This window comes from Streptomyces sp. CA-251247 (assembly GCF_050952975.1).
GTDB classification, from domain to species: Bacteria; Actinomycetota; Actinomycetes; order Streptomycetales; family Streptomycetaceae; genus Streptomyces; species Streptomyces achmelvichensis.
Map to the genome: position 1 here is coordinate 7,710,880 of NZ_CP191861.1, position 24,727 is coordinate 7,735,606.

19 protein-coding genes are annotated in these 24,727 nt (G+C 70.2%); 10 read left to right on the forward strand and 9 right to left on the reverse strand.

The features are described from left to right. The first annotated feature begins 269 nt into the window (after positions 1 to 269). Positions 270 to 1,151 (forward strand): serine hydrolase, encoded by an 882-nt coding sequence (locus ACQPWZ_RS34420; protein WP_433573413.1) that lies wholly within the window; start codon positions 270 to 272, stop codon positions 1,149 to 1,151. Positions 1,152 to 1,211: 60 nt separating this feature from the next. Here the strand turns inward: ACQPWZ_RS34420 and ACQPWZ_RS34425 are convergent, their stop codons facing one another. Next, positions 1,212 to 4,004 (reverse strand): helix-turn-helix transcriptional regulator, encoded by a 2,793-nt coding sequence (locus tag ACQPWZ_RS34425; RefSeq protein WP_433573414.1) that lies wholly within the window; start codon positions 4,002 to 4,004, stop codon positions 1,212 to 1,214. Positions 4,005 to 4,124: 120 nt separating this feature from the next. Between ACQPWZ_RS34425 and ACQPWZ_RS34430 the strand changes: the two genes are divergently transcribed. The 5 genes from ACQPWZ_RS34430 (at position 4,125) to ACQPWZ_RS34450 (ending at position 10,132) form a co-directional block, all read left to right on the forward strand. Then, entirely contained in the window at positions 4,125 to 4,991 is an 867-nt protein-coding gene (locus ACQPWZ_RS34430; protein WP_433573415.1) for an alpha/beta fold hydrolase, read from the forward strand. Further along, on the forward strand, positions 4,988 to 5,713 hold the full coding sequence (locus ACQPWZ_RS34435) for an SDR family oxidoreductase (RefSeq protein WP_433573416.1): 726 nt from the start codon (positions 4,988 to 4,990) through the stop codon (positions 5,711 to 5,713). The genes ACQPWZ_RS34430 and ACQPWZ_RS34435 overlap by 4 nt, the downstream gene beginning before the upstream one ends. Before the next feature lie 48 nt (positions 5,714 to 5,761). Next, positions 5,762 to 6,631: a DUF427 domain-containing protein gene (locus ACQPWZ_RS34440; RefSeq protein WP_433573417.1), complete on the forward strand. Its 870-nt coding sequence runs from the start codon at positions 5,762 to 5,764 to the stop codon at positions 6,629 to 6,631. A 52-nt stretch (positions 6,632 to 6,683) separates the two neighbouring features. Continuing rightward, the gene (locus ACQPWZ_RS34445; protein WP_433573418.1) at positions 6,684 to 8,423 is read left to right on the forward strand and encodes an MOSC domain-containing protein; all 1,740 of its coding nucleotides are present in this window, start codon (positions 6,684 to 6,686) and stop codon (positions 8,421 to 8,423) included. Positions 8,424 to 8,680: 257 nt separating this feature from the next. Continuing rightward, complete coding sequence (locus ACQPWZ_RS34450) at positions 8,681 to 10,132, forward strand: dihydrolipoyl dehydrogenase family protein (RefSeq protein WP_433573419.1); 1,452 nt, start codon at positions 8,681 to 8,683, stop codon at positions 10,130 to 10,132. On the opposite strand, the gene ACQPWZ_RS34455 is transcribed toward ACQPWZ_RS34450, so the two are convergent. The 3 genes from ACQPWZ_RS34455 to ACQPWZ_RS34465 form a co-directional block, all read right to left on the reverse strand. Beyond that, entirely contained in the window at positions 10,117 to 10,359 is a 243-nt protein-coding gene (locus ACQPWZ_RS34455; RefSeq protein ID WP_433573420.1) for a hypothetical protein, read from the reverse strand. The genes ACQPWZ_RS34450 and ACQPWZ_RS34455 overlap by 16 nt on opposite strands. Before the next feature lie 292 nt (positions 10,360 to 10,651). Then, positions 10,652 to 11,200: a GNAT family N-acetyltransferase gene (locus ACQPWZ_RS34460; RefSeq protein WP_433573421.1), complete on the reverse strand. Its 549-nt coding sequence runs from the start codon at positions 11,198 to 11,200 to the stop codon at positions 10,652 to 10,654. Between the two features lie 9 nt (positions 11,201 to 11,209). Continuing rightward, positions 11,210 to 11,623 carry an AraC family transcriptional regulator gene (locus ACQPWZ_RS34465; protein ID WP_433573422.1) on the reverse strand — a complete coding sequence of 138 codons (414 nt, stop codon included), beginning with the start codon at positions 11,621 to 11,623 and terminating at the stop codon, positions 11,210 to 11,212. On the opposite strand from ACQPWZ_RS34465, the gene ACQPWZ_RS34470 reads away from it, so the two are divergent. Further along, entirely contained in the window at positions 11,618 to 11,968 is a 351-nt protein-coding gene (locus ACQPWZ_RS34470) for a hypothetical protein (RefSeq protein ID WP_433573423.1), read from the forward strand. The genes ACQPWZ_RS34465 and ACQPWZ_RS34470 overlap by 6 nt on opposite strands. Positions 11,969 to 12,064: 96 nt before the next feature. On the opposite strand, the gene ACQPWZ_RS34475 is transcribed toward ACQPWZ_RS34470, so the two are convergent. Continuing rightward, positions 12,065 to 13,120, reverse strand: a complete 1,056-nt coding sequence (locus ACQPWZ_RS34475; protein WP_433573424.1) for a PP2C family protein-serine/threonine phosphatase — start codon at positions 13,118 to 13,120, stop codon at positions 12,065 to 12,067. A gap of 464 nt (positions 13,121 to 13,584) precedes the next feature. Between ACQPWZ_RS34475 and ACQPWZ_RS34480 the strand changes: the two genes are divergently transcribed. After that, complete coding sequence (locus ACQPWZ_RS34480; RefSeq protein WP_433573919.1) at positions 13,585 to 14,541, forward strand: permease; 957 nt, start codon at positions 13,585 to 13,587, stop codon at positions 14,539 to 14,541. After that, on the forward strand, positions 14,538 to 15,299 hold the full coding sequence (locus ACQPWZ_RS34485; RefSeq protein ID WP_433573425.1) for a TIGR03943 family putative permease subunit: 762 nt from the start codon (positions 14,538 to 14,540) through the stop codon (positions 15,297 to 15,299). Before ACQPWZ_RS34480 ends, ACQPWZ_RS34485 begins: the two co-directional genes overlap by 4 nt. A gap of 81 nt (positions 15,300 to 15,380) precedes the next feature. Here ACQPWZ_RS34485 and ACQPWZ_RS34490 read toward each other — a convergent pair whose 3' ends face one another. Next, complete coding sequence (locus tag ACQPWZ_RS34490) at positions 15,381 to 17,666, reverse strand: SpoIIE family protein phosphatase (protein WP_433573426.1); 2,286 nt, start codon at positions 17,664 to 17,666, stop codon at positions 15,381 to 15,383. A 283-nt stretch (positions 17,667 to 17,949) separates the two neighbouring features. On the opposite strand from ACQPWZ_RS34490, the gene ACQPWZ_RS34495 reads away from it, so the two are divergent. Next, complete coding sequence (locus tag ACQPWZ_RS34495; RefSeq protein WP_433573427.1) at positions 17,950 to 18,912, forward strand: hypothetical protein; 963 nt, start codon at positions 17,950 to 17,952, stop codon at positions 18,910 to 18,912. Between the two features lie 25 nt (positions 18,913 to 18,937). On the opposite strand, the gene ACQPWZ_RS34500 is transcribed toward ACQPWZ_RS34495, so the two are convergent. The 3 genes from ACQPWZ_RS34500 to ACQPWZ_RS34510 form a co-directional block, all read right to left on the reverse strand. Next, positions 18,938 to 20,179: a cation:proton antiporter gene (locus ACQPWZ_RS34500; RefSeq protein ID WP_433573428.1), complete on the reverse strand. Its 1,242-nt coding sequence runs from the start codon at positions 20,177 to 20,179 to the stop codon at positions 18,938 to 18,940. Positions 20,180 to 20,321: 142 nt separating this feature from the next. Continuing rightward, positions 20,322 to 21,497: an epoxide hydrolase family protein gene (locus ACQPWZ_RS34505; RefSeq protein WP_433573429.1), complete on the reverse strand. Its 1,176-nt coding sequence runs from the start codon at positions 21,495 to 21,497 to the stop codon at positions 20,322 to 20,324. Between the two features lie 168 nt (positions 21,498 to 21,665). Then, a complete protein-coding gene (locus ACQPWZ_RS34510) occupies positions 21,666 to 24,707 on the reverse strand; it encodes a family 16 glycoside hydrolase (RefSeq protein ID WP_433573430.1) in 3,042 nt (1,013 codons plus the stop codon). Positions 24,708 to 24,727: the final 20 nt, after the last annotated feature.

Genomic DNA, 24,727 nt, shown 5'->3' on the forward strand with positions numbered 1-24,727 from the left:
AATGGGTTGACGAATGTCACACACCCAAGAAACGCCATCAATAGCTTTATATCGGGCATAACGGCCACGCTTCCGCCACCCCTGCCCTGTTAGCGTCGCCGTCGTCCGGGGTCGTATCGCTCGCAGGACCGTCGGGCGACGAGCACCTCCAAGGCTCGGCGCCCCGGCCCACAGCCCCAAAAGCGCCGGCCCCCGGCGTCCGACCGCGAGCGCGGACCGAAGCCCTCGGATCCGAAGCGACCGCTGAAGCACAGCAGGACGGAACCCCCATGCTCCGAACGCACCTACCGCGCCGCGCAGTACGGTGCCTCGTCACGGTCCTGGCCACCGGAACCGTGGTGGCCGGGCTCGGGACCACCGGCGCGTCCGCAGCCGGCACCGGTTCGCGGGCGAGCGCGAAGGTCGGCGGTTCACAGGTGACCTGCACATCTCACCGGCCCGGGCTCGCGAGCCGTCTGTCCCAGGACATCGCCGGCGCGCTGCGCGGCCGCCAGTCCGCCTCCGCTCTCGCGGTCTACGACCGCACCACGGACACCTCGTGCACCTTCCGGGCCGGCGCGCGGTTCGACTCGGCGAGCGTGGTCAAGGTCACCGTCCTCGGGGCTCTTCTGCGCAAGGTCATGGAGGAGGGCCGTCACCTCACGCCGCGCGAGGTGACGCTGACCAAGGCCATGATCACCAAGTCGGACAACGACTCGACGTCAGCTCTGTGGCGCCAGCTCGGGCCCAGGAGCGTGCAGCGCTTCCTGGATCTGGCGGGGATGCGGGAGACCGTCCCGGGGCCGAAGGGCTACTGGGGCCGCACCCAGATCACCGCCGGTGACCAGCTCAAGCTGCTCCGCCTGCTCACCTCGGGCAACACCGTCCTCGATCAGGACGCCCGTGGCTACGCACTCGGCCTGATGAACCGCGTCGTCCCCGCCCAGCGGTGGGGCGTACCGGCCGGGGCCTCCGGCTCGGCGACCGTCCATCTCAAGAACGGGTGGCTGGAGCGCGAGACCAAGGGGTGGCGGGTGCACAGCGTCGGCGTGTTCACCGGCCATGATCACGATTACGGGATCGTGGTGCTCTCCGACGGCAACCGCACGATGAAGGACGGGATCGCGGGCATCCAGGGCGCCGCCCGCGCCATCAACCGCGATCTTCCCTGAGCCCGGCCTCGGCACCGGCGCGGGCCTCGATCCCGGCACCGACCCCGGTGGTCCGGACGCTCACCGAACGCCCTCCCGGGCGCCCCCCGCGCCGGGCAAGGCCCGGTCCAGCTGGCTGCGCGAGGTGATGCCGAGCTTGGTGAAGACCTTGCGCAGGTGGTACTGGACGGTGCGTGCGCTGATGAACAGACGAGTGCCGATCTCCGGGTTCGACAGGCCGTCGCGGGCCATGCGGGCGATCTGGGCCTCCTGGGCGGTGAGGCCCTCGTGTCTGGCCGGGGTGGTCCGCTGGTGGACGGTTCCGCCGGTGGCCCGCAGTTCGCGGGCGGCCCGCTCGGCGAACCCGGCCACGCCCATCACGTCCAGCATGCTGTGGGCGGTGCGCAGTTGCTCGCGTGCGTCGGTGCGGCGGCGTTCCCGGCGCAGCCATTCCCCGTACAGCAGATGCGCGCGGGCCAGATCGACGCGGAGCCGCGTCTTTCCGAAGTGGGCGATCGCCTCGAGGTACAGGCGCTCCGCCGTGTCTCCCTCGCTCAGCAGCGCCTGGGACCGTGCCTGGGCCCCCAGCGCCCAGTCGGTGCCGGTGGCACCGGCCATCTCGGCGAGCCGGTCGTGGGCCCAGGTCGCGGTCTCGGGCTTCCCGCAGCGTGCGGCGGCTTCGATCAGTTCGACCAGGGACCAGCACATCGAGGCGAGGTCCTCGTCGTACGCGGTGGCACGCCGGCCCGCGGCCATGGCCTTGTCGTAGCGGCCGAGGCCGTTGTTGAGCGTGGCGTTCGCCCACTCGGCGAAGGTGATCCCGACTCCCTCGCCGCGCCTGGTCACGTCCTCCAGGGTGGCGTCGACCAGGGCGGACGCCCCGGCCTCGTCGCCGCGCAACGCTGCCAGACCCAGGGCGCCGTAAGGCGCGAGGACGCCCCCGGTCGCATGGGTGACCGCCTGTAGTTCCTCGGTCAGTGAGGCCGCGGCGGTCAGGTCACCGGCGAACAGCAGCATGTGGGCGCGGGCGGTGAGGGCCAGCGGCAGCTCGCTGAGCGCGCCGGTCTCGCGGGCGAGCCGGAGGTACCGGGCGGAGAGCAGTTCCCAGTGATCGTCGTCCCAGAGGCGCATGGCCGTGATGCACGCCAGATACATCCGGCGCAGCTCCTCCTCGGCGGACATGCCGTCGCCGAAGTTGCTCAGCGCTGTACGCAGGGCCGGGACCCCTGCCGCGTATCCCTCATGGAGGCCTGCGGCCGTCCCGTCGAGGAGGAGTACGGGGGCGCTCGGCGCGTGGCGCGGCGGAGGCGCCGCGGCGGCCGCGCGCGCCACCTCCAGGACGTTGCCACCGGGAGCGGCCAGACGGCCGGCGAAGATCGCGGCAACCAGCGCGTCCAGGTAGGTCGCACGCGAGAGGTCCGCGTCGATGGGTTCGAGCCGCCGGGCCGCCTTCAGCAGCAGCTTCGGCGCCTCGCCGCCCCGGCTGGTGATGAAGGCGAGCTGCGCCCGCATCACATCGACCTGTGCCTGCTGGGAGTCGCTGAGGGGCCCGGATGCGGCCATTGCCAGCAGGTCCCGCGCCGCGTCGAAGGCGCCCGCCTGGATCTTGGCCTGTGCGGCGGCCAGGGCCCGTCCCGCCCGCTCTGCCGGGTCGAGCGTGAGGGTTGCCGCGCGCTCCAGGAACGCGGCCGCCGCGGCCAGCCCGCCGCGCGCCTGCGCCCGGGCGGCCGAGTCCTCGAGCTCGCCGGCGACGTCCTCGTCCGGCATCACCGCGGCCTGCGCCCGGTGCCAGGCGCGCCGGTCGGGGTCGAGTTCCTGATCGGTCACCTCGGCAAGGGCCCGGTGCACCTGCTGTGTGACCCGGGCCGACGCCGACCGGTAGGCCGCCGAGCGGGCCAGGGGATGCCGGAACCGCACCCGGGTGCCGAACTCGGCCAGGTCGGCGTCGGCCGCGGGTGCCGCCGCGTCGGCGCCGATCCCGAGCCGGGCGGCTGCCCGCCACACCAGGGCCGGGTCGCCGGACGGGTCGGCTGCCGCGACCTGCAACAGCAACCGGGTCTGCTCCGGAAGGGCCGCGATCGCTCGCAGCAGCTTCTCTTCGATGCTGCCCGAGAGAGCCCCCAGGCCGGGGAGTCCGAATCCGCCGGCCAGCTCCGACGGTGCCGCTCCCCGTGTCAGCTCCAACAGGGCCAGCGGGTTGCCCCGTGTCTCGAAGACGATCTGGTCCCGGACGCGCGCATCGATCGGACCGGGGAGCACGGCGTCCAGCAGCGCCCGTGCATCGGCCTCGCGCAGCCCTTCGACCGCCAGTTCCGGTACGCCTGCCAGGTCACCGCCGACGCCACGGGCGGCGAAGACCACTCCGACCGATTCCGCTCCCAGCCGGCGCGCGACGAACGCCAGGACCTGCGCCGAGGCGTGGTCGAGCCACTGCTGGTCGTCGATGAGGCACATCAGCGGTCGCTGCTCGGCAACCTCGGAGAGCAGGCTGAGCACGGCGAGACCGACCAGGAACCGGTCCGGCGTCGGTCCGGTGCTCATACCGAACGCGGTCCGCAGCGCATCGCGCTGCGGAGCCGGGAGATGCCCGAGTCGGTCGAGCAGCGGCGCGCACAGCTGATGCAGCCCGGCATACGCGAGCTCCATCTCCGACTGGACCCCGGCGGCGCGCGCCACACGGCAGCCCAGCGCCTGCACCGCCAGGTACTCCAGCAGCGCGGTCTTGCCCACGCCCGCTTCGCCGTGCACCACCAGGGCCCGGCTCTCCCCGGCGCGGACGGCCCCGATGAGCCGGTCGAGCGCTCCGCACTCGGCGCGGCGGCCCGTCAGCTCCGCAGCGCGTCTCCACCCCGGCAGATCCGCGGATGCATGCACAGCACCACGCTATCGCCCTCGGCCGGTGCACTGGCGGCGACGGCAGGCCAGTGGCGGATGCGACCGCTGTCCGGCCGGCGGCACGCTGAAGCCATGGGTCCGGTCGTGAAGGGACGAGCCATGACGACAATCCATCACCGCTACGCCACCGTCCGCGGACAGCGGCTGTTCTACCGGGAAGCGGGACCGTCCGGGGCACCCACCGTGGTGCTGCTGCACGGCTTTCCCACCAGTTCGTTCATGTTCCGCAATCTGATTCCCCTGCTGGCGGACCGGTACCACGTGATCGCCCCGGACCACCTGGGCTTCGGCCTGTCCGACGCGCCGCCCGTGGACGAGTTCGCGTACTCCTTCGACGCGCTGGCCGACCTGACCGCGGACCTGCTGGTACAACTCGACGTCACGCGGTACGCCCTGTACGTCCAGGACTACGGGGCGCCCGTGGGGTGGCGGCTCGCCCTGGCGGATCCGGCCGCGGTCACGGCGATCATCAGCCAGAACGGCAACGCCTACGAGGCGGGGTTCGCGGAGGCGTTCTGGGAGCCCGTTCGCGCGTACTGGCAGGACCGGAACCCGCAGACCGAGACGGCGCTGCGCCAGGCGCTCACTCTGGAGGTCACCCGGTGGCAGTACCTGCACGGCGTGGCGGACGAGAGCCTGGTCAGCCCGGACACCTGGTATCACGACTTCGCCCTGCTGTCCCGGCCCGGGAACGATCTGGTGCAGCTGCGGCTGTTCGCCGACTACGCCGGCAACCTCCCGCTGTATCCGAAGTTGCACGCCTATCTGCGTGACAGCCGCGTCCCGCTGCTGGCCGTCTGGGGCCGCAACGACGAGATCTTCCGCCCCGAAGGCGCGCTGGCCTTCGCCGACGACGCGCCGGGCGCCGAGATCTATCTGCTCGACGGTGGCCATTTCCTGCTCGAAAGCCACCTCGACGCCGCCGCGGGCTGCATCCGGGGCTTCCTCGAAAGGGTGCTGTCATGACCGGGCCGCTGAGGGACGAGACCGTGCTGGTCATCGGGCGGGGCGGCGGGATCGCCCGCGCCATCGTCATCGCCGCGCGGGACGCCGGTGCCCGCGTCGTCGCGGCGGGCCGCGACCAGCAGGCGCTCGCCGACGTCTACGCCGCAGAGCCCGGCATCACCACCGAGGCGGTCGACCTCACCGACGAGGCCGCCATCGCCGCCCTCGGTAAACGACTCGGCAGCGTCGACCACGCGGTGTCCACGGCCTCCGCACGTGCGCGTGGCCGACTCGCCGACCTGGACCCGGACGCGGACGCGGTCAGGCTGTCGTTCGACACCAAGGTGATCGGCCCGCTCCTGCTGGCCAAACACCTCGCCCCCCGCATCAGCGAGACCGGATCCTTCACCCTCTTCTCCGGCGTCGCCGCGGCGAAGATCGCGGTCGGCACCCTGGCCGTGGCCATCACCAACGGCGCCGCCGACATCCTGGCCCGCTCACTCGCCCTGGAACTGGCCCCGGTCCGGGTCAACGCCATCTCCCCAGGCGTGATCGACACCGGCGCATGGGACGCCCTGGGGAAGCAGGGCAAGGCGGACTACTTCGCCGACATCAGCGCCCGCAACCCCGCACGGCGCATCGGCACCGCCGACGACATCGCCCATGCCGTCCTGTTCGCCATGACCAGCACCTTCCTGACCGGCGCGACGCTGCACATCGACGGCGGCGAGCCCCTCACCTGACCACCCCCGGGCCGCCACGGCCCGGCCGAACCGACAAGGAACGGAACAATGGGCCTCTCCTGGCAGCAAGGACCGCTCGCCCCCGGCGCGGTCGGCCGTTTCCTCGTTCCCGAGCCCCTGCCCGACAGAATGCTGTTCGCCGAACCACTGCGCCGACGCATGCGCGTCCGGTTCGGCGACACCTGGATCGCCGACAGCGAAGACGTCGTCCTGCTGCACGAGCCCAGCCGCTACCCGGTGGCGTACTTCCCACTCGGCGACATCACCACCGGAGTCCTGGAGAACAGCGAGCACACCACCCGGCACCGGGACCTGGGGCCGACGTCCTGGTACACCGTCCGCGCGGGGACGCAGAGCAAGCAGCGCGCGGCCTGGCAGCACACCGGCCTGCCCGGCCACGCCGGCGACCTGAAGGAACGGGTCGCTTTCGCCTGGCGCGCGATGGACGCCTTCTACGAGGAGGACGAGCGGATCGTCGGCCACGCCGCCGACAGCTACCACCGCATCGACATCCGCCGGACCAGCCGCCATCTGGTCGTCCGCAGCGGAGACCGGGTGGTCGCCGACACCACCCGCCCGCTCGTCCTGTACGAGTCCGGGTTCGCGCCCCGCTGGTACGTCCCGCGCGAGGACGTGGGCGCATCCGCGCTGACCCCGGTCGAAGGCCGGACGTTCTGCCCGTACAAGGGTCTGGCCGGCTACTACGACATCGCCGGCGCCCGTCGCGCGGCGTGGTCGTACGACGACGCCTATGCCGAGGTACGGCGTATCTCCGGCCAGGTGTCCTTCGAGCCGGACATCGTCGAGGTGCACCTCGACGGCGTACGACAGAGCCTGGAACCGGGCCAGAACGTGGTCTCGCACGGCGTCGACCGCAACCTCACGCTCGACGAAACGACGGCCGCCGGACAGCCGTGATCTGCGCCGTCGTAGCCGCAGGAGCCGACGGTGCCCGGGGAAGGAGCAACCGATGCCCACACTGCTGTCAGTGAACGTCGGCATGCCGAAAGACGTGCCCTGGCAGGGCAGGACCGTCTACACCGGTGTGTGGAAGTACCCGGTCCACGGCCCCGCCATGGTCCGCCGGCTCAACATCGACGGTGACGGCCAGGGGGACACGGCCGGCCATGGCGGCGAGCAGCGGGCCGTGCTGGTCTACCAGATCGACTCCTACCGCCACTGGCAGCGGCACTTCGGACGCGACGACTTCGAGTACGGCCAGTTCGGGGAGAACCTCACCGTCGACGGCCTGCCCGACGACGAGGTCTGCATCGGCGACCGGTACCGCATCGGCGAGGCCGAGTTCCAAGTCACCCAGCCCCGCGTCACCTGTTACCGCGTCGGCCTGCGCCTCGGCCGGCCCGAGCTGCCCGCGCTGCTGGTCGGCCACCACCGCCCAGGCTTCTACATGCGGGTCCTCCGCGAGGGACACATCCAGGCCGGCGACCGGATCGAGAAGACCGCGACCGGGCCCGGCAAGCTGAGCGTGGCCGACACCGACGCGCTGCTCTACCTCCCCGGCCGGGACCCGGCCGAGCTGCGCCTGGCGCTGCGGATCCCTGCCCTGAGCCCCGGCTGGCAGGGCTCGTTCCGCGAACTGCTCGATGCCGCAGAGCGTCCCGACACCGCCGCCGCGCCCGCCTCCGCCGGACCTGCCTGGGACGGCTTCCGCGAGCTGCGAGTGGCCGAGGTGGTCCCCGAGAACACGACGGTCTCCTCGATCCACCTGGCCGCCCCGGACGGGACCCCGCTGCCGCCCGCCCGCGCGGGCCAGTACCTGACGCTGCGGATCCCCGGCGCCGGCCAACCGGCCCTCGTCCGCAGCTACTCACTGTCATCGAGCACCGATACCGGTCACTACCGGTTCAGCGTCAAACATGAGCCGCACGGCACCGCGAGCGGCTATCTGACCACGAGGCTGCGGCCGGGTGCGGTCCTCGAAGTCGCGGCACCCCGCGGCGAGTTCGTCCTCGCCGAGGGGACCGGCCCGGTCGTCCTCGTCTCCGCCGGGATCGGCCTCACGCCGGTGCTGTCGATGCTGCACGAACTCGCCGACCGCGACAGCGGCCGCGAGGTCTGGTGGATCCACGGTGCCCGCGGTCCGCAGGAACATCCACTGGCCGCGGAGGCACATGCCCTGGTCGTCTCACTGCCGCACGCTCACGAGCACGTGTTCTACAGCGCGGCAACACCCGAGGAACGGGGCCACGTCCACGCTGTCGACGGTCGCTTGACCAGGGACAGACTGGTCGCGCTGTCCCTTCCGTCCGACGCGACCGCCTACATCTGCGGCCCCACCTCCTTCACCGCGGACATGCAGGAGGCACTCACCGAGGCCGGTATCGCCCCGGCCCGCATCCACACCGAGTTGTTCGGGACCCTGGCGTCCATCAACCCCGGCATCACCGGGCAGGCCCCCCGGCCACCCCACCAGCCGCCGGGACCTCCCGGCACCGGCCCGCTGGTCACCTTCGTCCGCAGCGGCATCTCCGCGCCGTTCCCGGACGGCAAGCGCAGCATCCTCGAACTCGCCGACGCCTGTGACGTCCCCACCCGCTGGAGCTGCCGCACCGGTGTCTGCCACACGTGCACCACCAGTGTCCTGTCCGGTGGCGTCACCTACTCCCCGGAACCGCTGGAGCTCCCACCCGACGGCGAGGTGCTCATCTGCTGCGCCCAGCCCGACAGCGACATCGTCCTGGACATGTGAGGACGGCCTTCGTCATGCACACACGCTCCTCGGCGCAAGCGGGCGACGGCTGGCGGACGGCCGGCGCACCTGCCGCCCCGCGCGCAGCCGATCCGGTCGCCGTCACTCCGGCCGTCGGCCCGACACCGGATCAGACGCAGACGCATGCGCAGCGCAGGCGCCGGCACAGGCGCGGCACGGCGAGCGCGCCCGCGACCCGTCGGCCGACACATCCATGACTGCTGATGATTCAGTCCCCATCGTGATGCGAGGGAACCATGAACGAGACACATGAAGACCAGGCCGGCTCCACCTACGACGTGGTCGTGCTGGGCGCCGGTCCGGTCGGGCAGAACGTGGCCGACCGCGCCCGCACGGCGGGCCTGACGGTAGCGGTCGTGGAGCGCGAACTCGTCGGCGGCGAATGCTCCTACTGGGCCTGCGTCCCGAGCAAGGCGCTCCTGCGGCCCGTGATCGCGGTGGCCGACGCCCGCCGCGTGGACGGCGCCCGGCAGGCCGTCACCGGAGCGCTCGACACCGCGCGGGTCTTCGCCCGCCGCGATCACTACGTCACCGACTGGGACGACAGCGGACAAGCCCAGTGGGTCAAGTCCATCGGCGCCGACCTGTTCCGTGGCCACGGCCGGATCGACGGCCCCCGCCGCGTCATCGTCACCAGCGACCAGGGCGCACGCCGTACCCTCACCGCCCGCCACGCGGTGGCCGTTGCCACCGGCAGTCGACCCCAGCTGCCCGACATCCCGGGAATCCAGGAGGCCCACCCCTGGACCAACCGCCACGGCACCGATTCCAGCACCGTGCCCGGCCGACTCGCCATCGTCGGCGGCGGAGGGGTCGGCGCCGAGATGGCCACCCTGTGGCAGGGCCTCGGCTCGCACGTCACCCTGCTTGCCCGCCGCAGCCTCCTGCCCCGTCTGGAGCCCTTTGTGGGCGAACTGCTCGCCGAGAGCCTCAGCCGGTCGGGCGCGGACGTGCGGATCGGCCGACAGGTGACCTCACTGACCCGACCGGACCCCGCAGGTCCGGTCACCCTCACCCTGGACGACGGCAGCCAAGTGGAGGCCGATGAGGTCATGTTCGCCACCGGTCGGGCCCCCAACACCCATGACATCGGCCTCGACACAGTCGGCCTCACCCCCGGCTCCTGGCTGGACGTGGACACCACCTGTCTGGTCAACGGCCTCGCCGGCGGCTGGCTGTACGCCCTCGGCGACGTCAACCACCGCGCCCTCCTCACCCACCAGGGCAAGTACCAGGCCCGGACCGCGGGCGACGCCATCGGCGCCCGCGCGGCCGGCAACCCGGTGGACGACGCTGCGTGGGGCGACCACGCCACGACCGCCGACCAACACGCCGTACCCCAGGTCTTCTTCACCGACCCCGAGGCAGCCGCCGTGGGACTGACCGCCGAACAGGCGGCCGGCGCCGGCTTCCGCATCAAGGTCGTCGACGTCGACTTCAACGCCGCCCAGGGCGCCAACCTCTACGCCGACGACTACCAGGGACGCGCCCGGATGGTGGTCGACCTCGACCGCGAGATTCTGCTCGGAGTGACGTTCGCAGGCCCCGGAGTGAGTGAACTCCTCCACTCGGCCACCGTCGCGGTCGCCGGCCAGGTCCCGCTCAAGCGCCTGAGGCACGCCATCGCCTGCTTCCCGACGGTCAGCGAGATCTGGCTCTTCCTCCTCGCCGCCTACCGGCGCGAGTGAGCGGCACCGGACACGCCGGTACCTGCGAGTTCCCAGACGGCGTCCAACCGATCGATGATCCGGCGGAGTTCGCGGGCGCTGCGAGGTGTCAGGGCCTGCATCACGGTGTCGAGGAGCGCGCGGGCCTCGAGAGGATTGGGGCAGCAGTACCAGTGCACGTTGCCCCACTCGTAGTCGTGCCACAACTCGCGCTCGGGCCGATGGACGTAGTCCTTCCACAAGCGCACGGCCGCGCTGACGTTCCTGGCTGAAGATAGTTGCGGGTGCGCTCGAGACAGGCGATCTCGGACACTGCACGCGAGGACAGGCCGTCGATGACCGTCCGTGCAGCCGGTGTCCCGGAGCGGGACACACCGGTCCTGAGGGTCCGGAGGTGTGCCGGCCGGCTACGCGGCATGGGCCTTTCGGTTCGTCGTCATGCTGTGCATGGTGTCACGATCACGAACCATGTCTCGAACGAATTCCCCTGCCCTGGAAGGTGTTTCATCAGCGGCGCCGTGCGACTCGGACCTCGGGACGTCAGACCTCGGGAAGGGAGGGATCGGGTGTCCAGGGGCTCGGTGCGGTGATGGCCCAGCGCTCGTGGTCCCGCCAGCCCCCGTCGATGTAGAGGTAGTCGGGCGAAAGACCTTCGTAGCGGAAGCCCAGCCGCCGCACCACGGCGAGGGATGCTGTGTTCGCCGGCTGGATGTTGGCCTCCAGCCGGTGGAGCCGCAGGTCGGTGAAGGCGTACTGCAGAGTGGCGGTGAGCCCTTCGGTCATGTACCCGTGCCCTGCGGACGGGGCGAAGGCCGCATAGCCGAGGGACGCGCCCTGGTAGCGGCCCCGGATGATCGAATTGATGTTGACCATGCCCGCGGCCGCTCCGGTCTCCCGGACACGGATCAGAAAGCCCAGGTTGGTGCCGTCCTCGAAGCGGCGCATCCAGACCTGGAAGTCCTCCGCGGTCGAGGGCAGTTGCATCCATGGCTGGTGCAGCTCGGAGCTGGCCCGCACGAGCGTGCAGAACTCCTCCTGGTCGGAGAGGGCGAGCGGGCGTAGTTCAATCCGTGACGGCATCGTGAGCATGGACCAACGTTACGGCCTGTGCCACAACGGCTCATCGGCCCCCGCGGCGACCGCCTGGCCGCGGACACGGCTGCGATAGGCGAGCGGCGGCATACCGGCCGCCGCCCGGAACAGCGTCGCGAAGGAGGTCCTCGACATCGTGGCCGCATGTGCCAGGGTCTCGAGTCGCCACGGCTTGCCCAGGTCCTCGTGCATGCGGACCACCGCAGGATGGAGCCGCTCGTCGGCCAGCACCCGCAGCCAGCCCGGGGGGATCTCCGCCTGGTGGATGGAGGCGCGCAGCATGTCCAGCAGGAGGAGTTGGCCGTGCTGACGGATGGCGAACGATGAGCCGATACGCCCGGCCTCCTCGTCGAACAGTTGTATCAGGCGGTTCTGGACCGGCGCTGGGCCGAGGACGGGATCCGCGGTTACGCCGTGCATCCGGGCATCGTCGCCGGCACGAACCTGAACAGCTCCGTGGGGGAGGAGCAGTTGAAGGCCACCGGCCTGATGGACGAGCACGGGCAGCCCGTCGTCGACCTCGAGCGCGGAATCAAGACCGTCCAACAGGGCGCGGGCACCACCGCATTCGCCGCCACCAGTCCTCTGCTGGAGGGGATCGGCGGCGTCTACCTCGAGGACAACGACATCTCGGAACTGGACACGGACCCGCAACCCCTCACCGGCGCCGAGAAAGCGCCCCCTGCCGACGTCGTGCCGTACGCCATCGACCCGCAGTCCGCGCGCCGGCTCTGGGAGCTGAGCGAGAAGCTGATCAAGGGGTGACCACCACCCTGAGGTCGGCCGCGGCGGCCGCCGCACCGGTGCGGGCCGCCGCCTCGCCGCGGCAGCCACGGGCTCTACACGTGGTCCTGCGAGGAATCAGTCCGAACCGGTGTCGGCTCGTCTCCTGAGAACCAGGACGGCCGTGTCGTCCGTCGGTCTGCCACCGGTGTGCTGTTGCAGCTCACGGTGCACGGTCCTCGCGATATCGCGGGGAGCCACCTCGCCCCAGCGGGTCACCCGCTCCTCCAGCGGATAGAACGCGCCCTCGGCGTTGCGGGCTTCGGTGACACCGTCCGTACAGAGCAGCAGAGTGGAGCCGGGCGGGAAGTCGAACCATTCCACGGTCCGTGGCTCCGGAGTCAGCGACGCCAGACCCAGCGGAACCGACGGCTCGTGGCGCAGTGCCGGTCCTGCCTGATCGCCGTGCAGAATGTAGGGCTCGACGTGGCCGCAGTTGATCGCCTGGGCTTCCGGCCCGGAACCGATGCCGAGGACGAGGGCCGTGACGAAGCGTTCCCGTTCTCCCGCCTGAGCGGCGAAAGAGTTGTGCCGCAGCACCGAGTTCTCCAGGGCGTCCACCACTGCCGTGAGTGTGGGCTCCGACACCGCGGCCTCCCGGAAGGCCGTCAGCACGGCGAAGGCCGCGCTGATCGCGGACAGGCCCTTGCCCTGGACGTCGCCGATGAACACACGGCTTCCGTACGGCGAGTCCACGACCTCGTAGATGTCGCCCCCGACCCGGCTGTCCTCCTCCACCGGCTCGTACAGGCCCTGGACGAGCAAGTCGTCGGTCAACAGGGGAAACGGGCGCAGGATCTGGCGCTGCAGAGCGGCCGCCGCTGAACGCAGCCGGGCGATCTCTCCCTCCCTGCGGACGCGCTGGGCCGCTCCGGCAACACTCAGGCCGGTGAACACGAGCGCGAAGACGACCACTCCCACGTCCGCCGCCAGCGTGTCGAGCGGCGTGTCGATGAGTGAGGCGATGACGACGAGGTTGACCCAGACGGCCGCGACCACAGTCTGGCGGACAGTGCCCCTGCCGGCGAACAACGCCGGCAGAACGATGAGGAAGGGAGCGAGCCTGGTCTCCCTGCCGAGGAGAAGGCCCGTCAACGCCAGGACGAGCGTGAACCCGACCAGCCAGAACCACACGATTCGCCAGGGGAGCGAGCCTGCGCGCGAGCCGCGGCTCCTCACCGCATCCGGTGCATCAGGATCGTTCGAGGCGTGCACCGTTGCTCCTGCCCTCCGGCCGACGTCGTGACAGCGCCCACGGTCCTGCCCACACGGCCGGGGGACCGGTCCGGAGCCGAGACGTCGCGCCGGAGCAGCAGGGCACCGAGGGCGCAGGGACATCCGTATCCCATGGCCTGGCGGTTGTACGTGAGGGAACGTCGGCGTCACTCGGATGCCCGACACGGCGTGCGTCGAAGGCGGGCTCCGGCCGGGGCGGTCACCACCCCCGGGACGCGCGCGGAGGCCCCCGAAGACGGTCCCGACCCGCTGGCTATCCTGACCTCCTTGTCCTGGAGACCGGAGCGCAGGTGCCACAGACGGAGCTGTCCCAGCAGCCGCGAACAGACCCGGATGATGCCGCCGAGCACCGTGCGTACGACATCGTCGTCTCGGTCGCCGTCGGCGTACTGTCGATGTCCTTGCTCATGGCACTCGGATGGGCGCTGGGCGGTACGCAGTGGCTGACGCATCCGGGCTTCCAGGCCTGGTCGACCATCTTCGTGGCGATCACCGTGCAGGCCTTGCCGTTCCTCCTGCTCGGCACGCTGATCTCCGGGGCCGTCAACGCCTTTGTGCCGGCGAGCGTGTTCAGCCGCGTGCTGCCGCGCAATCCCGCCCTCGCGGTGCCCGTGGCGAGCGTGGCGGGGACGATGCTGCCAGGCTGCGAATGCGCCTCCGTACCGGTCGCGGGAAGTCTCATCCGGCGTGGGGTCACACCGGCAGCCGCCTTCGCCTTTCTTCTGTCGGCCCCGGCGGTCAACCCCATCGTGCTGGTCTCCACCGCCGTCGCCTTCCCGGGCGCCCCGGACATGGTCGCCGCCCGTCTGATCGCTTCGCTGGCCACGTCGGCGGCGATGGGCTGGCTGTGGCTGAGGTTCGGCCGCGCGCAGTGGCTGCGGATGCCCTCCCGGCACAGCGGCCACCAGCCGGGGCACGGCAGATGGGAAGAGTTCCGCCTGGGATTCCAGCACGACTTCCTGCACGCCGGCGGGTTCCTCGTTCTCGGCGCCATGGCTGCCGCGGCCTTCAACGTCACCGTGCCGCGGTCCGTGCTGGACACCTTCGCCGAATCGCCCTGGCTGTCCGTCCTCTTCCTTGCCGTGCTGGCGATCGTCCTCGCGGTCTGCTCCGAGGCCGATGCCTTCGTGGCCGCCTCGCTGACCGGCTTCTCCCCGACGGCCCGGCTCGCGTTCATGGTGGTCGGCCCCATGGTCGACCTCAAGCTGATCGCGTTGCAGGCGGGCACATTCGGCCGGGCCTTCGCGCTGCGGTTCTCCGCGGTGACCGCGGTGGCGGCAGTCGTCTTCAGCGCCCTGACGGGTTGGTGGCTGCTGTGAACCGCAAAGCCCAGTCCCTGCTGCTGCTCATCACCGGCGCAGCGGTCCTGCGGGCTTCCCTGTTCAGCGACCTGTGTCTGCGCTACGTGAAGGAAGAACTGCGGCCCTATCTCGTGATCACCGGCTTCGTCCTGGTTCTCGTCGGGCTGCTCGGTGTGCTGCGGGACGTACTGCCGTACGTCGCACGGCAACGCGCAGGGACCGGGCAGCAGAGCGATGACGCGCCGACCGACGGGCACGATCACGCGAGGGGCCCGCTCACGTCCTGGCTGTTGCTCCCGCCGGCGCTCGCCCTGCTGTTCTTCGCACCTGCCGCGCTCGGTTCCTACACCGCTGCCCGGAACAGCCCGAAGGTGGTGGAGAACTACGAACGGTTCGAACGGCTGCCCGCCCTGGGAGCAGCCCCGCTGTCGTTGACCGAGTTCATCGCCCGGGCCCAACAGGACGACAGACTGAGCCTCCAGGGGCGCACCGTCCTGTTGTCGGGTTTCGTCACGCCCCGCAAGGACGGTGCGTGGGATCTGACCCGGTTGCAGGTCGCCTGCTGCGCGGCCGACTCCCAGTCGTTGACCGTAACAATGCACGGAGTGCAGGCGCCGCCCGCCGACACCTGGGTCGAGGTGTCCGGCACCTGGCACCCGGTGGGCGAGCTGGGCACCCGTACCGCCGCACTCGCACTCGACGTGACCTCGCTGGAACGGGTCTCCCCACCGTCGGCTCCGTATCTCGACCGCGCGCCGGTGCCGGGGCCGGGATAGTGGTGGTCGGCTCGATGGACGCGGCGGTCCTGTCGGGGGCGCCGGAGCCCGGACCGACCCGCGCATGACGCGACACGGCTGCTACGCATCGTCCTCGTCGAGCGCCTCCTCGACCCAGATGATCTTTCCGTTGGGTGTGTAGCGGGTTCCCCATCGTCGAGCGAGCGCTGCGATGATCAGCAGGCCCCGCCCGTTCTCGTCCTGGGCCCGGGCATGACGCAGGTGCGGTGATGTGGCGGCCTCGTCCGAGACTTCGATCGTCAGCGAGCGGTCGCGTATGAGACGTACCGTCGGGTTGCCGCTTGCGTGGCGGATCACATTGGTCACCAGTTCACTGACGATCATCTCTGTCGTGAACGCATGGGCTTCGAGCCCCCAGTCCTCCAGCTGGTGACCGGCCTTCTCCCTGGACTCGGCCACTGCGGCGGGCTCCCGGCTGCCCGTCCAGGTGGCGACGGAGTCGGCGGGAAGGCGGTGGGTGAGGACCGCCAGAACGGCAGCCCCGTCGCCCGGGTGTTGCCCCAGCAGGCTGTGAACAATGCTGTCGCAGGTCGCTCTGGGGTCGTGGGCCGCATGGTGAGCGGCCTGACGCAGCTGGGCCATGCGCTCCTCCGCGCGGGCGCTGGGCTCCAGGAGCGACTGTGAGTAGAGGGTCAGCATGCTCTCCGGAGCGAGGGTCCTGCGGCTCACGTCGTAGCTCGCACCCTGTCCGAGTGGGGGCCCGACCGGCACGTCCATGGTCGTCACGTCACCGTCGGCGGATGTCACCAGCGGGGCCGGCCAGCCGGCCGAGGCGACCGCGAGTTCCCCGGTCACGGGGTCGTAGACGGCGTACAGACAACGGGGAGAATCCGCGGTGGCGGGCAGTACCCCCGGCTGCGGAAGGGCGCCGGCGGGGAGGATGTTACCGGTGGCATCGTCGAGATGGGCCAGCAGCTCGTGGGGCGGCAGGTCGAGCCCGGCGAGTGTGTCCAGGGCCGTACGGAATCGGCCCATGGTCACCGATGCGTCGACTCCCTGCTGCGGAACCTGTCCGATGGCCACACCGACGCGGGCTCCGGACAGCGCGATGACATCGAACCAGACCGTCTGCCGGGATCCGGGTGTGTAGAAGTGGGCCGTCGTCACCCCCGAGAGCTCCGGGAACGTTCGCGGGAGCAGGCTCCGCTGGAGCGCGACGGCGGTGGTGTGCTCCCTGGTGTAGCACCGCGCGTTCTCGATGTGAATGCATGCCTTGGCGCTCACCTGCTCGGCGAGGCCCACATCGAGGGTGTCGAAGGGGATGGGGTGGCGCGGTCCTCGATAGAAGCTGGCCAGCCCCAGGAGACGCCCGCGGGACGAGAGGGGCAGCACGATCATCGAATGGATCCCTGCGTCCCTCAGGGCGCCTGCCCGAGCTGCGTCGTGCATGAGCCAGTCGGACGGCGATGTGTGCGGGTCCAGAAGGCGGGGTGTGAGGTCGGCCATCACCTGCGTGTAAGGGGTCGGGGACACGAAGTAACTCATCTCGCCGACGGCGTAGACGGGTTGCAGTTCGCCCGGCGCCTCGAAGGCGGCCCGGCGCACGGGCACATCGGTGCCGACCGGCGGCGCCGGCGCCTCGGCTCCCTGCAGGACCGCGTCGATGAGGTCGACCGAGACGGCGTCGGCGAATTCCCGTGTGGCGACGCCGGCGAGTTCCTGCGCTGTCCGCATCGCATCGAGTGTGGTGCCGATCTCCGCGTGCGCCTGGGCGAGAAGGTGCGCTGCCGTCCGGTCGCGGTCCTGCTCGGTGACATCGTGGATCACGGCTCCGACGCCGATGGTCTGCTGCTCGTCCTGGAGCGGAAACGCGGTGACGGCGAAGACACGGGGGTGATCATGACCGTCGTGCCCGTCGACCTTGTCCTGGACGGCCGGTTCGCTGCCGTCCAGCACCTGCCCGAGAACCGCGGCAAGGGGGAGGCGCGAGCCGAGGTCCGCCACGCGCTGCTGCAGTACGTCGCCGGCCGGGCGGCCGCGCATGGCCAGGGCCGCGGAGTTGCTGCGCAGGACACGAAGCTCGGTGTCGTACACCTCCAGCCCGGCGGTGGACTGCTCGAAAGCCGAGTACTCGAAGGCCGCCTCTACGTGCGCCGCCCGGAGGCTTCGAGCGGTGCCGCGGATGTCGACAACAGTCTCGGTGCCGTCGCGGCCGACGGTGAGCAGCAGGGCGGCCGGCGCAGGAGCGTCAACCTCCGCTGCGAGGTGGTCCAGGAGGTCGGAGAGAAGGCGGCCGGCGGGCTGTCCCACCGGGTCGGCGGAGAGGGCAGGGTAGCGGCCCGTGGGGTCACGCCAGCTGGAGACATGTCCGCTGTCGTCCAGCGTGAACGAACTCTCGTGTGCCATCGGCGGCACCTCCTCGCACAGCCCTGTCTGCTGCCTCCCGCTACGCGGCAGCGATCCGGCTGTGCGGCACCTTCTCCAGCTTGACGGGGGAGCGCCGTGTCGGCAACCGGCCGCCGGCTGCTCGCCCACCGCCATCTGCCCGATGGTTCGGCCCACCGCGCGGGGCCATGCGCATCCGAGTAACGTTGTCGGTCTGCAATCGTGCCCGGGTGCGCTTCTGGTCCACTGTGTCGGACAGCATCCACATCACCGCATCCACACCGTCAATGCAGGGCCAGGTGCCATGAGTTCGACCGCGCAGTCCTCCGCGAAAAGACTGGTCAGTCTCCCGCACTTTGCGATTCCGCTGGGATTTGCGGGTCTTGGCGGTGCATGGACGGTAGCGGCAGTGACGCTGGGCGCGCCCGAGTGGATCGACGGCATCTTCTATGCGATCGGCGCTGTCCTGTGGCTGCTGTTCTCCACGGTCTACATCGGCGAGAGGCTGCGGAACACCCGAGAGTTCCGGGACGACAGGGAAAGCGCGGTCTCCGGAGCCGGGGCCGCATTCCTGCCCGTGGTCGGGATTCTGCTGCTTGCGCACTTCGGTCAGTACATGCCTCTGCAAGCAGCGAGAACTGTCTGCTGGATCCTCGTCGCCGCACTGGCGATCGTGGCCGCTCAGCTGTTCGCTCACTGGCTGACCGGGCAGCTGACCTTCAAACAACTGCATCCCGGATATTTCCTCCCGCTGGTGGCCGGGCCGTTCATCGCCAGTATCGGCCTTTCCAGCGTTCACGCCGTTCCGGCCGCGAGGACGGCTCTGGGGGTCGGCATCTTCTTCTGGGTCATCATCGGCGGCGTCATCACCGCTCGGCTCATCACGGCCGGCCCTCTGCCCGTGCCGGTCATTCCCTCGCTCTCGGTGCTACTGGCCCCGCCGGCCACCGGAGGGATCGCCACCTTCTTCGCGTACCCCGGACCGATCGGCCCCCTCCAGCTGGCCTTCTTCGGCGTCTTCATCATGATGGTGCTCATCCAGATCGCCCTGTTCAGGGCATACATCAATCTGCCCTTCAATCTGAATTTCTGGAACTTCACCTTTCCCGTCTCGGCTTCGGCCAACTACGGTCTGCACTGGCTCGACGAGGCGACCTTCGACGGCCGGCGTCAGCTCGCCTGGGCGATCGTGTGCCTCGCCACCGTCATCGTGCTCGCGATCGCCGCGGCGACGGTGCGCAGCCTTCTTCCGGACCGCCGGACCTGACCACCGGCCCGTCTGCCCGCGCCGGTCACGGCCCGCGATCGGGCCGTGCTTCCGCATGCTGCTCGGACCGGGCTCCGCCGGAGCGCCGGGCGTAGAAGCGGCCGAGCGGCTCGGTGCTCAGTCCGTGCAGCACGATGCTGAGCATCACGGTCACCACCATGACGCGGACGATGAAGTCCGCCTGTTCGCCGGGCAGATCGATGACCGCGAGCGACCCGAACACGATCGATGTCACGCCTCTCGGACCCATCCAGCCGAGGAACAGTTTGTCCGACCGCTTCAGCCCGCTCCCGGTGAGCACGAGCAGTACGGGGAGCATGCGGACGAGGGTGATGACGAGGAGCGCGTAGAGGATCACCGAGGCGTGGAAGCCGTCCCAGAAAGCGTTGTTGACGATCTGTCCGAACAGGAACCAGAGCGCGAGGGTCATGAGCGCGACGAGGTCGTCGGTCATGGCCGCCGCACTCTCCGGGAGCCGCCGCATCGCCGGGGCGAAGAACACACCGGCCACGAAGGAGGCGACGAAGCCGTTCCCTCCCAGGGCGGCGGAGAGGCTGTACGCAGCCACCGGGACGGCGAGCACACCCAACCTCGTCGCCGACGGATGAGTCCACCGGTGCGCCCAGGACGTACGCAGCAGCCACCCGGCCGCACCGCCGACGACCAGGCCCGCGGCCAGCGCCCAGCCCGCCGCCTCGACCGCTTGCAGCAGCGCGTCCGCGTAGTCGGCATGTGAGCCGTGGGATTCGGCGGCAACGGCGACGCAGAGCAGAAAGATCGGCGAGGTGATGCCGTCGTTGAGGCCTCCTTCGACGTTGAGCACCTCGCGCAGCCGGGCCGGGATGCGGGTGTCCCGGACGATGGCCGCCGTGGGGGCCAGATCGAGCGGGACGACAATGGTCGCGAGGACCGCCAGCAGCCAGCCCGACTGATCGGGGAAGATCAGATACCCGGCCAGAAACGCGCCGCCCAGGGTGAGCGGCAGTGCACCGCCGAGCAGACGGAGGACGAGGCCCTTCTCCCGCCCGAGAATTCCCCCGGGAACCTCGATGGCGTCCACGAAGAGCAGCAGGGCCAGAACGACTTCCACCGCGTGCTCGAACACATTGGTGTCGAGGTCGAACCGCAGCGGGGGATCCGTGCCTCCGGTCAGAGCGATTCCCGCGCACATCATCGCGATGGGTGCGGTGATGCTCCATCGCGACAGCCGGTGGGCGAGAAGCGCCCACACGAACAGAATTCCGGCAATGACCGCGACGGCAAGCATGCCACCCGCTTCCTTCTCTGCGCGTCCCCCGGGACTCGCAAAAGCTTAGGCGGGGCGGGGCACGCAGCCGTTGACGACGCTGCCGGGGAATGCCTCGACTTCGGTGGAAGCGCGGTCGTCCGGATGAAGGCGCGGCAGCGGTTCAGCCCTTTGCCGCTGTGCGGTACGGGCGGAAGAACTCGCGTAGTTCCTCGGCGTAGAGCTCGGGCTCCTCGAACGGCGCGAAGTGCCCGCCGCGCGCGGGCTCGGTCACGCGCACGAGGTTCGTCGTGCGCTCGAGCCACGCCCGCGGCGGCCGCACGACGTCACCGGGGAAGAGCGAGAATCCGGACGGCACCTCGACCCGGCGGGCGTGCTGCGCGGGCGGGATCGCCGCGTTCGCGCGGTACATGCGCATCGACGAGCCGATCGTCCCGGTGAGCCAGTAGAGCGTGAGATTGGTGAGGATCTCGTCCTTCGTGAAGCTCCGCTCGATGTCCCCGTCGCAGTCGCTCCACGCTCGGAGCTTCTCGACGATCCATGAGGCGAGTCCGGCCGGCGAGTCGTGGAGACCGACGGCAGCGGTCTGAGGCTTCGTACGGTGCATGGCGGCGTAGGCGCCCTCACTACCGCCCCAGGCCGCTACGTCCTCGAGCCAGGCGCGTTCCTCGGGTTCGAGGTCCGACCGGTCGCCGGTGAACACGGGAACGCCGGCGTCTGTTCGGTGGACGGCCACCACCCGGTCCGGGTGATCGAGCGCGAGGTAGCGGCTCACATGACTGCCGATGTCCCCTCCGGATGCACCGAACCGCGGGTAGCCGAGGAGGCCCATGAGTTCGGCCCACAGACCGGCGACGGCGACGGAGTCGAGAGGGGGACCCGTGGGAGCGTCGGAGTACCCGTAGCCCGGCAGGTCGGGCACGACCACATCGAACGCGTCCGCAGGATCGGCGCCGTGCGCTCCGGGGTCGGTCAGCAGGGGGATGACCTTTGTGTACCGCCAGAACGAATCCGGCCATCCGTGACTGAGGACCAACGGCAGCACCGGACCTGACGACGCGACAGCCCGGGCGTGGACGAAGTGGATCCCGAGACCACCGAGCGGCACGTGGAAACGGGGGAGCCGGGCGAGCGCCGCCTCCTGTGCCGGCCAGTCGAAGCCGTCCGCCCAGTAGGCGACGAGCTCACGGAGGTAGGCCACGTCGGTCCCGAGGGACCACCCGGCGTCCTCGGGTCTGTCCGGCCAGCGTGTCGCGCGCAGCCGCGCCCGAAGGTCTTCGAGCACCGCGGGGTCGGCCTGCGGGGTGAACGGCTCGGGGTGGGGCAGGGCGTCCGGCATGCGACGCATGCTAACGGCGTCAGCCGGCGTTTCCGCCGCGCTCGCACCTGCGCGCCGCGACGAGGAACGGGCACGCGCTGCCGGCGTCCTGGCAGCCGATACGTCCCGGGCCGACGAAGCCGTACGTACGCACGGTGGCTTCGCCGGCCCGGGAACGATCCAGGGCTGTCAGTCCAGCGGCTCGATCCAGACGTTCCTGAAGCGGACCTTGTTGCCGTGGTCCTGGAGCCTGATCGCGCCTGCCGCGGCCGATTCCGCGTCGCCGGCACCGGTCGGGCCGTCGACTGCCACGTTGTCGTGCACCTTCTTGCCGTTCCACACCACCGTGATCCTGGCGTCATCGGTCTTCTTGCCCGCGGCGTCGAAACGGGCCGCGCGGAAGACGATGTCGTACGTCTGCCAGGTCTCGGGTGCGGTGGAGGCGTTGAGGTCGGCCGCCTTCTTGTTGTAGATGGACGCGGCCTCGTTCGTGGCGAGTTTCTCCACGCCGAACGAGTCCAGGATCTGGATCTCGTACCGCTCCTGGAGGTAGATGCCGCTGTTGCCGCGGTCCTGCCCGGTGACGTCGTCCGGCAGCTTCGGCACCCGGAATTCGGCGTGCATTCTGAAGTCGCCGAAAGCCTGCTTGGTGCGGATGTCGCCGCAGCAGACCTCGATGGAGTTGTCGGTGGTGTGCGGCCAGTCGGGGCTGCGGCCGTCGGTGTGCTGCCAGGCGGTCGCGACGCTGCCGCCGGAGAACAGGTCGATACGACTGCCGGGTCTGCGCACCTCGATCATGTCGAGGTTGACGTGACCGGTGTCCTCGGCCCGATAGGTGTAGGTGATGGTGTTGCGGCCCTTGCGCAGAGCGAGCCGCTCGGTCTTGGCCGACCAGCGGTTCCAGGCGCCCGTGAAGGGCAGGGCGGTCTGCTGTGCCTGGCCGCCGTTGACGCTGACACCGAGGGTCTTGGTGCCGGTGAAGGGGTGCGGGCCGTTGGCGTACCGCAGTCCCACGTCGTAGCTGCCCTTCGCGGGTGCCTCGACCTCGAAGGTGGCGGTGGCGCCCTGCGTGCTGAAGCCGTCGACGAAGCCACCGCCGGTGTAGCCGGCGTGCTCGGTGTCGATGTCGGCTCCGCCGGACAGACGTGCCGATTCCGCGTCGTACGAGGTGGTGGGCTGCTCGGCGCCGGGGCGTGCGTTCAGCGTGTACCAGGCCTCGGTGGACCAGAGTTGCTCACCGGTGTCCGAGGCGAAGGGGCGCGGCGAGCGCACGTGCACCACTCGGTCGGTCTTGAGGCCGGGGATGGTGAGCCGGACGGTTCGACGGTCGGCGGAGAGCCGGGCGGCTGCGACGGGGAGGACCTCTTCATCGACCTTGGGGCCTCCGTACGCCGGCGTGGGGACGTACCGCCACTGCTCGACGGAGTAGGCGCCCTTCGTCACCTTGGCGGCCGTTTCCTCCGACAGGGGCTTGGTGTAGGTGACATCGAACCCGTCGCGGGTGGCGCGCATGGTCTTGATGTCGAACGCGGTCTTGCCGTTCGGCGTGAGCTTCTGCAGGCCGAAGCGGAGTTTGCCTTCCTGGCCCCAGTTCCCGTCGGCGCCGAGGCCGCCGGCGTAGATGGCACCGTCGGGTCCGGTGCTGATGCGGGTGATGCCGGCCTCCAGGCCCTGGGTGTGCCGGAACACGGCGCCCTGGTACTCGCCGTCCACCTTCTCCAGGTCGGCGCGCTGGAGTCCGCCGTAGGTGACGTCGCCGAAGAGCATCTGCCCGGCGAACGGCCCCTTCTTCAACAGCATCGGTGTGCTGGGGGAGTTGGCGATCTCGTTCTGCGGCAGCCAGAGCACCGGCTTGCTGACCGTCCGGTCGTCGAACGGGCCGTCCGGGTTGGTGTAGTGGTTGAAGAAGCGGTCCTGCTTGACGTGGACCAGCTTGGAGGCGGGCAGCCAGCCGCCCTGGTTGTCGGTGACGAACAGCTCGCCCTGCGGGCCCCGTCCGATCCCGTTCGGCGTACGGAGGCCGCCGGCCAGGTAGCTCACCTTGCCGGTCTTCTTGTTCACCTTGATGGTGGTGCCGCGGTTCGCGGCAGGCTGCGGATCGGTGGTCGCGCCGCCGTAGTTGATGGCGACGGAGAGATTCAGATAGAAGTCGCCCTTCTCGTAGAGCAGGCCGAAGGCGAACTCGTGGAAGTTCCCTCCGTACGGCCACTCGGCGACCTTGCGGATCTCGTCCGCGGCGTTGTCGCCCTCGATGTCGGAGAGTTCGGTGAGCTGGTGCTTCTCCGAGACGTACAGCTTCCCGTCGACGTACTTGATCCCCATCGGCTCCTTGAGGCCGCCGGCGATCTTCTGGAAGGTGACCTTCTCCGGGCCGGTGTCACCCGTGACCTGGTCGAGGACGTACACCTCTCCCTCCGTCTTGGTGCTGCCGCCCCACGTCGTCACGGCGAGCCGCCCGTCCGGCAGCCAGTCCATCGCCGAGACCTGCGGTTCGAAGCCCTTGGGGCGCAGATCGGTGAGGGTGTAGCCGGGGTTGACCGAGGTCAACGGGAGGCCGTCGCCGGGGGTGTCGTAGGTGCCCTCGCACTCCTTGCGACCGGGAGCGGTGACGCGGACGACGTCGGCGTCGGTGCTGAGTACGGAGCTGGGGACGAGGGTGAAGTCGTCGGCGCCCGGCGGCTTCCACTGCAGCGTGACCTGCTGGTCGCCACCGCGGTCGAAGTGGTCGATACGCAGGGCGTGGTAGCCGGGGGTCAGAACCGACTCGCCGTCCTTGGGCTCGGCACCGTGCAGCCCGTCGTGGTCGATGACCTTCTTGTCGCCGATGAACAGGCGGGAGCCGTCGTCGCTGATCAGGCGGAAGGCGTACGTGCCGGCTGCGGGGACGTTGATGTTGCCGAGGATCTGCGACACGAAGTTGTCGGTGAAGCCGAAACCCTCGGTGGAGGACCAGTCGGCGGTGGGGATCAGCTTGTCGACGTTGGGGGTCTGGGCCGGTTTGAGATCGCAGAGCTTGCTCAGCGGGGACTGGACGTCGAAGACGCGGAGAGTGACACCGGGTTCCTGGGGCGGTAAGTCCGCGAAGGGCTTGTCGCCCGGAGAGGGCTTCTCGTCGGCGTCGGCGACGGGGGCCGCGAGGCCGCCGGTCAGAAGGGCCGCGAGGAGCAGTCCGGTGATACTGCGTGGTCTACGGCGAATGGTGCGGAGGGTTGGGGCCTTGCGTGGCGTCACTCTTCCTCCTGCTGGGCGCT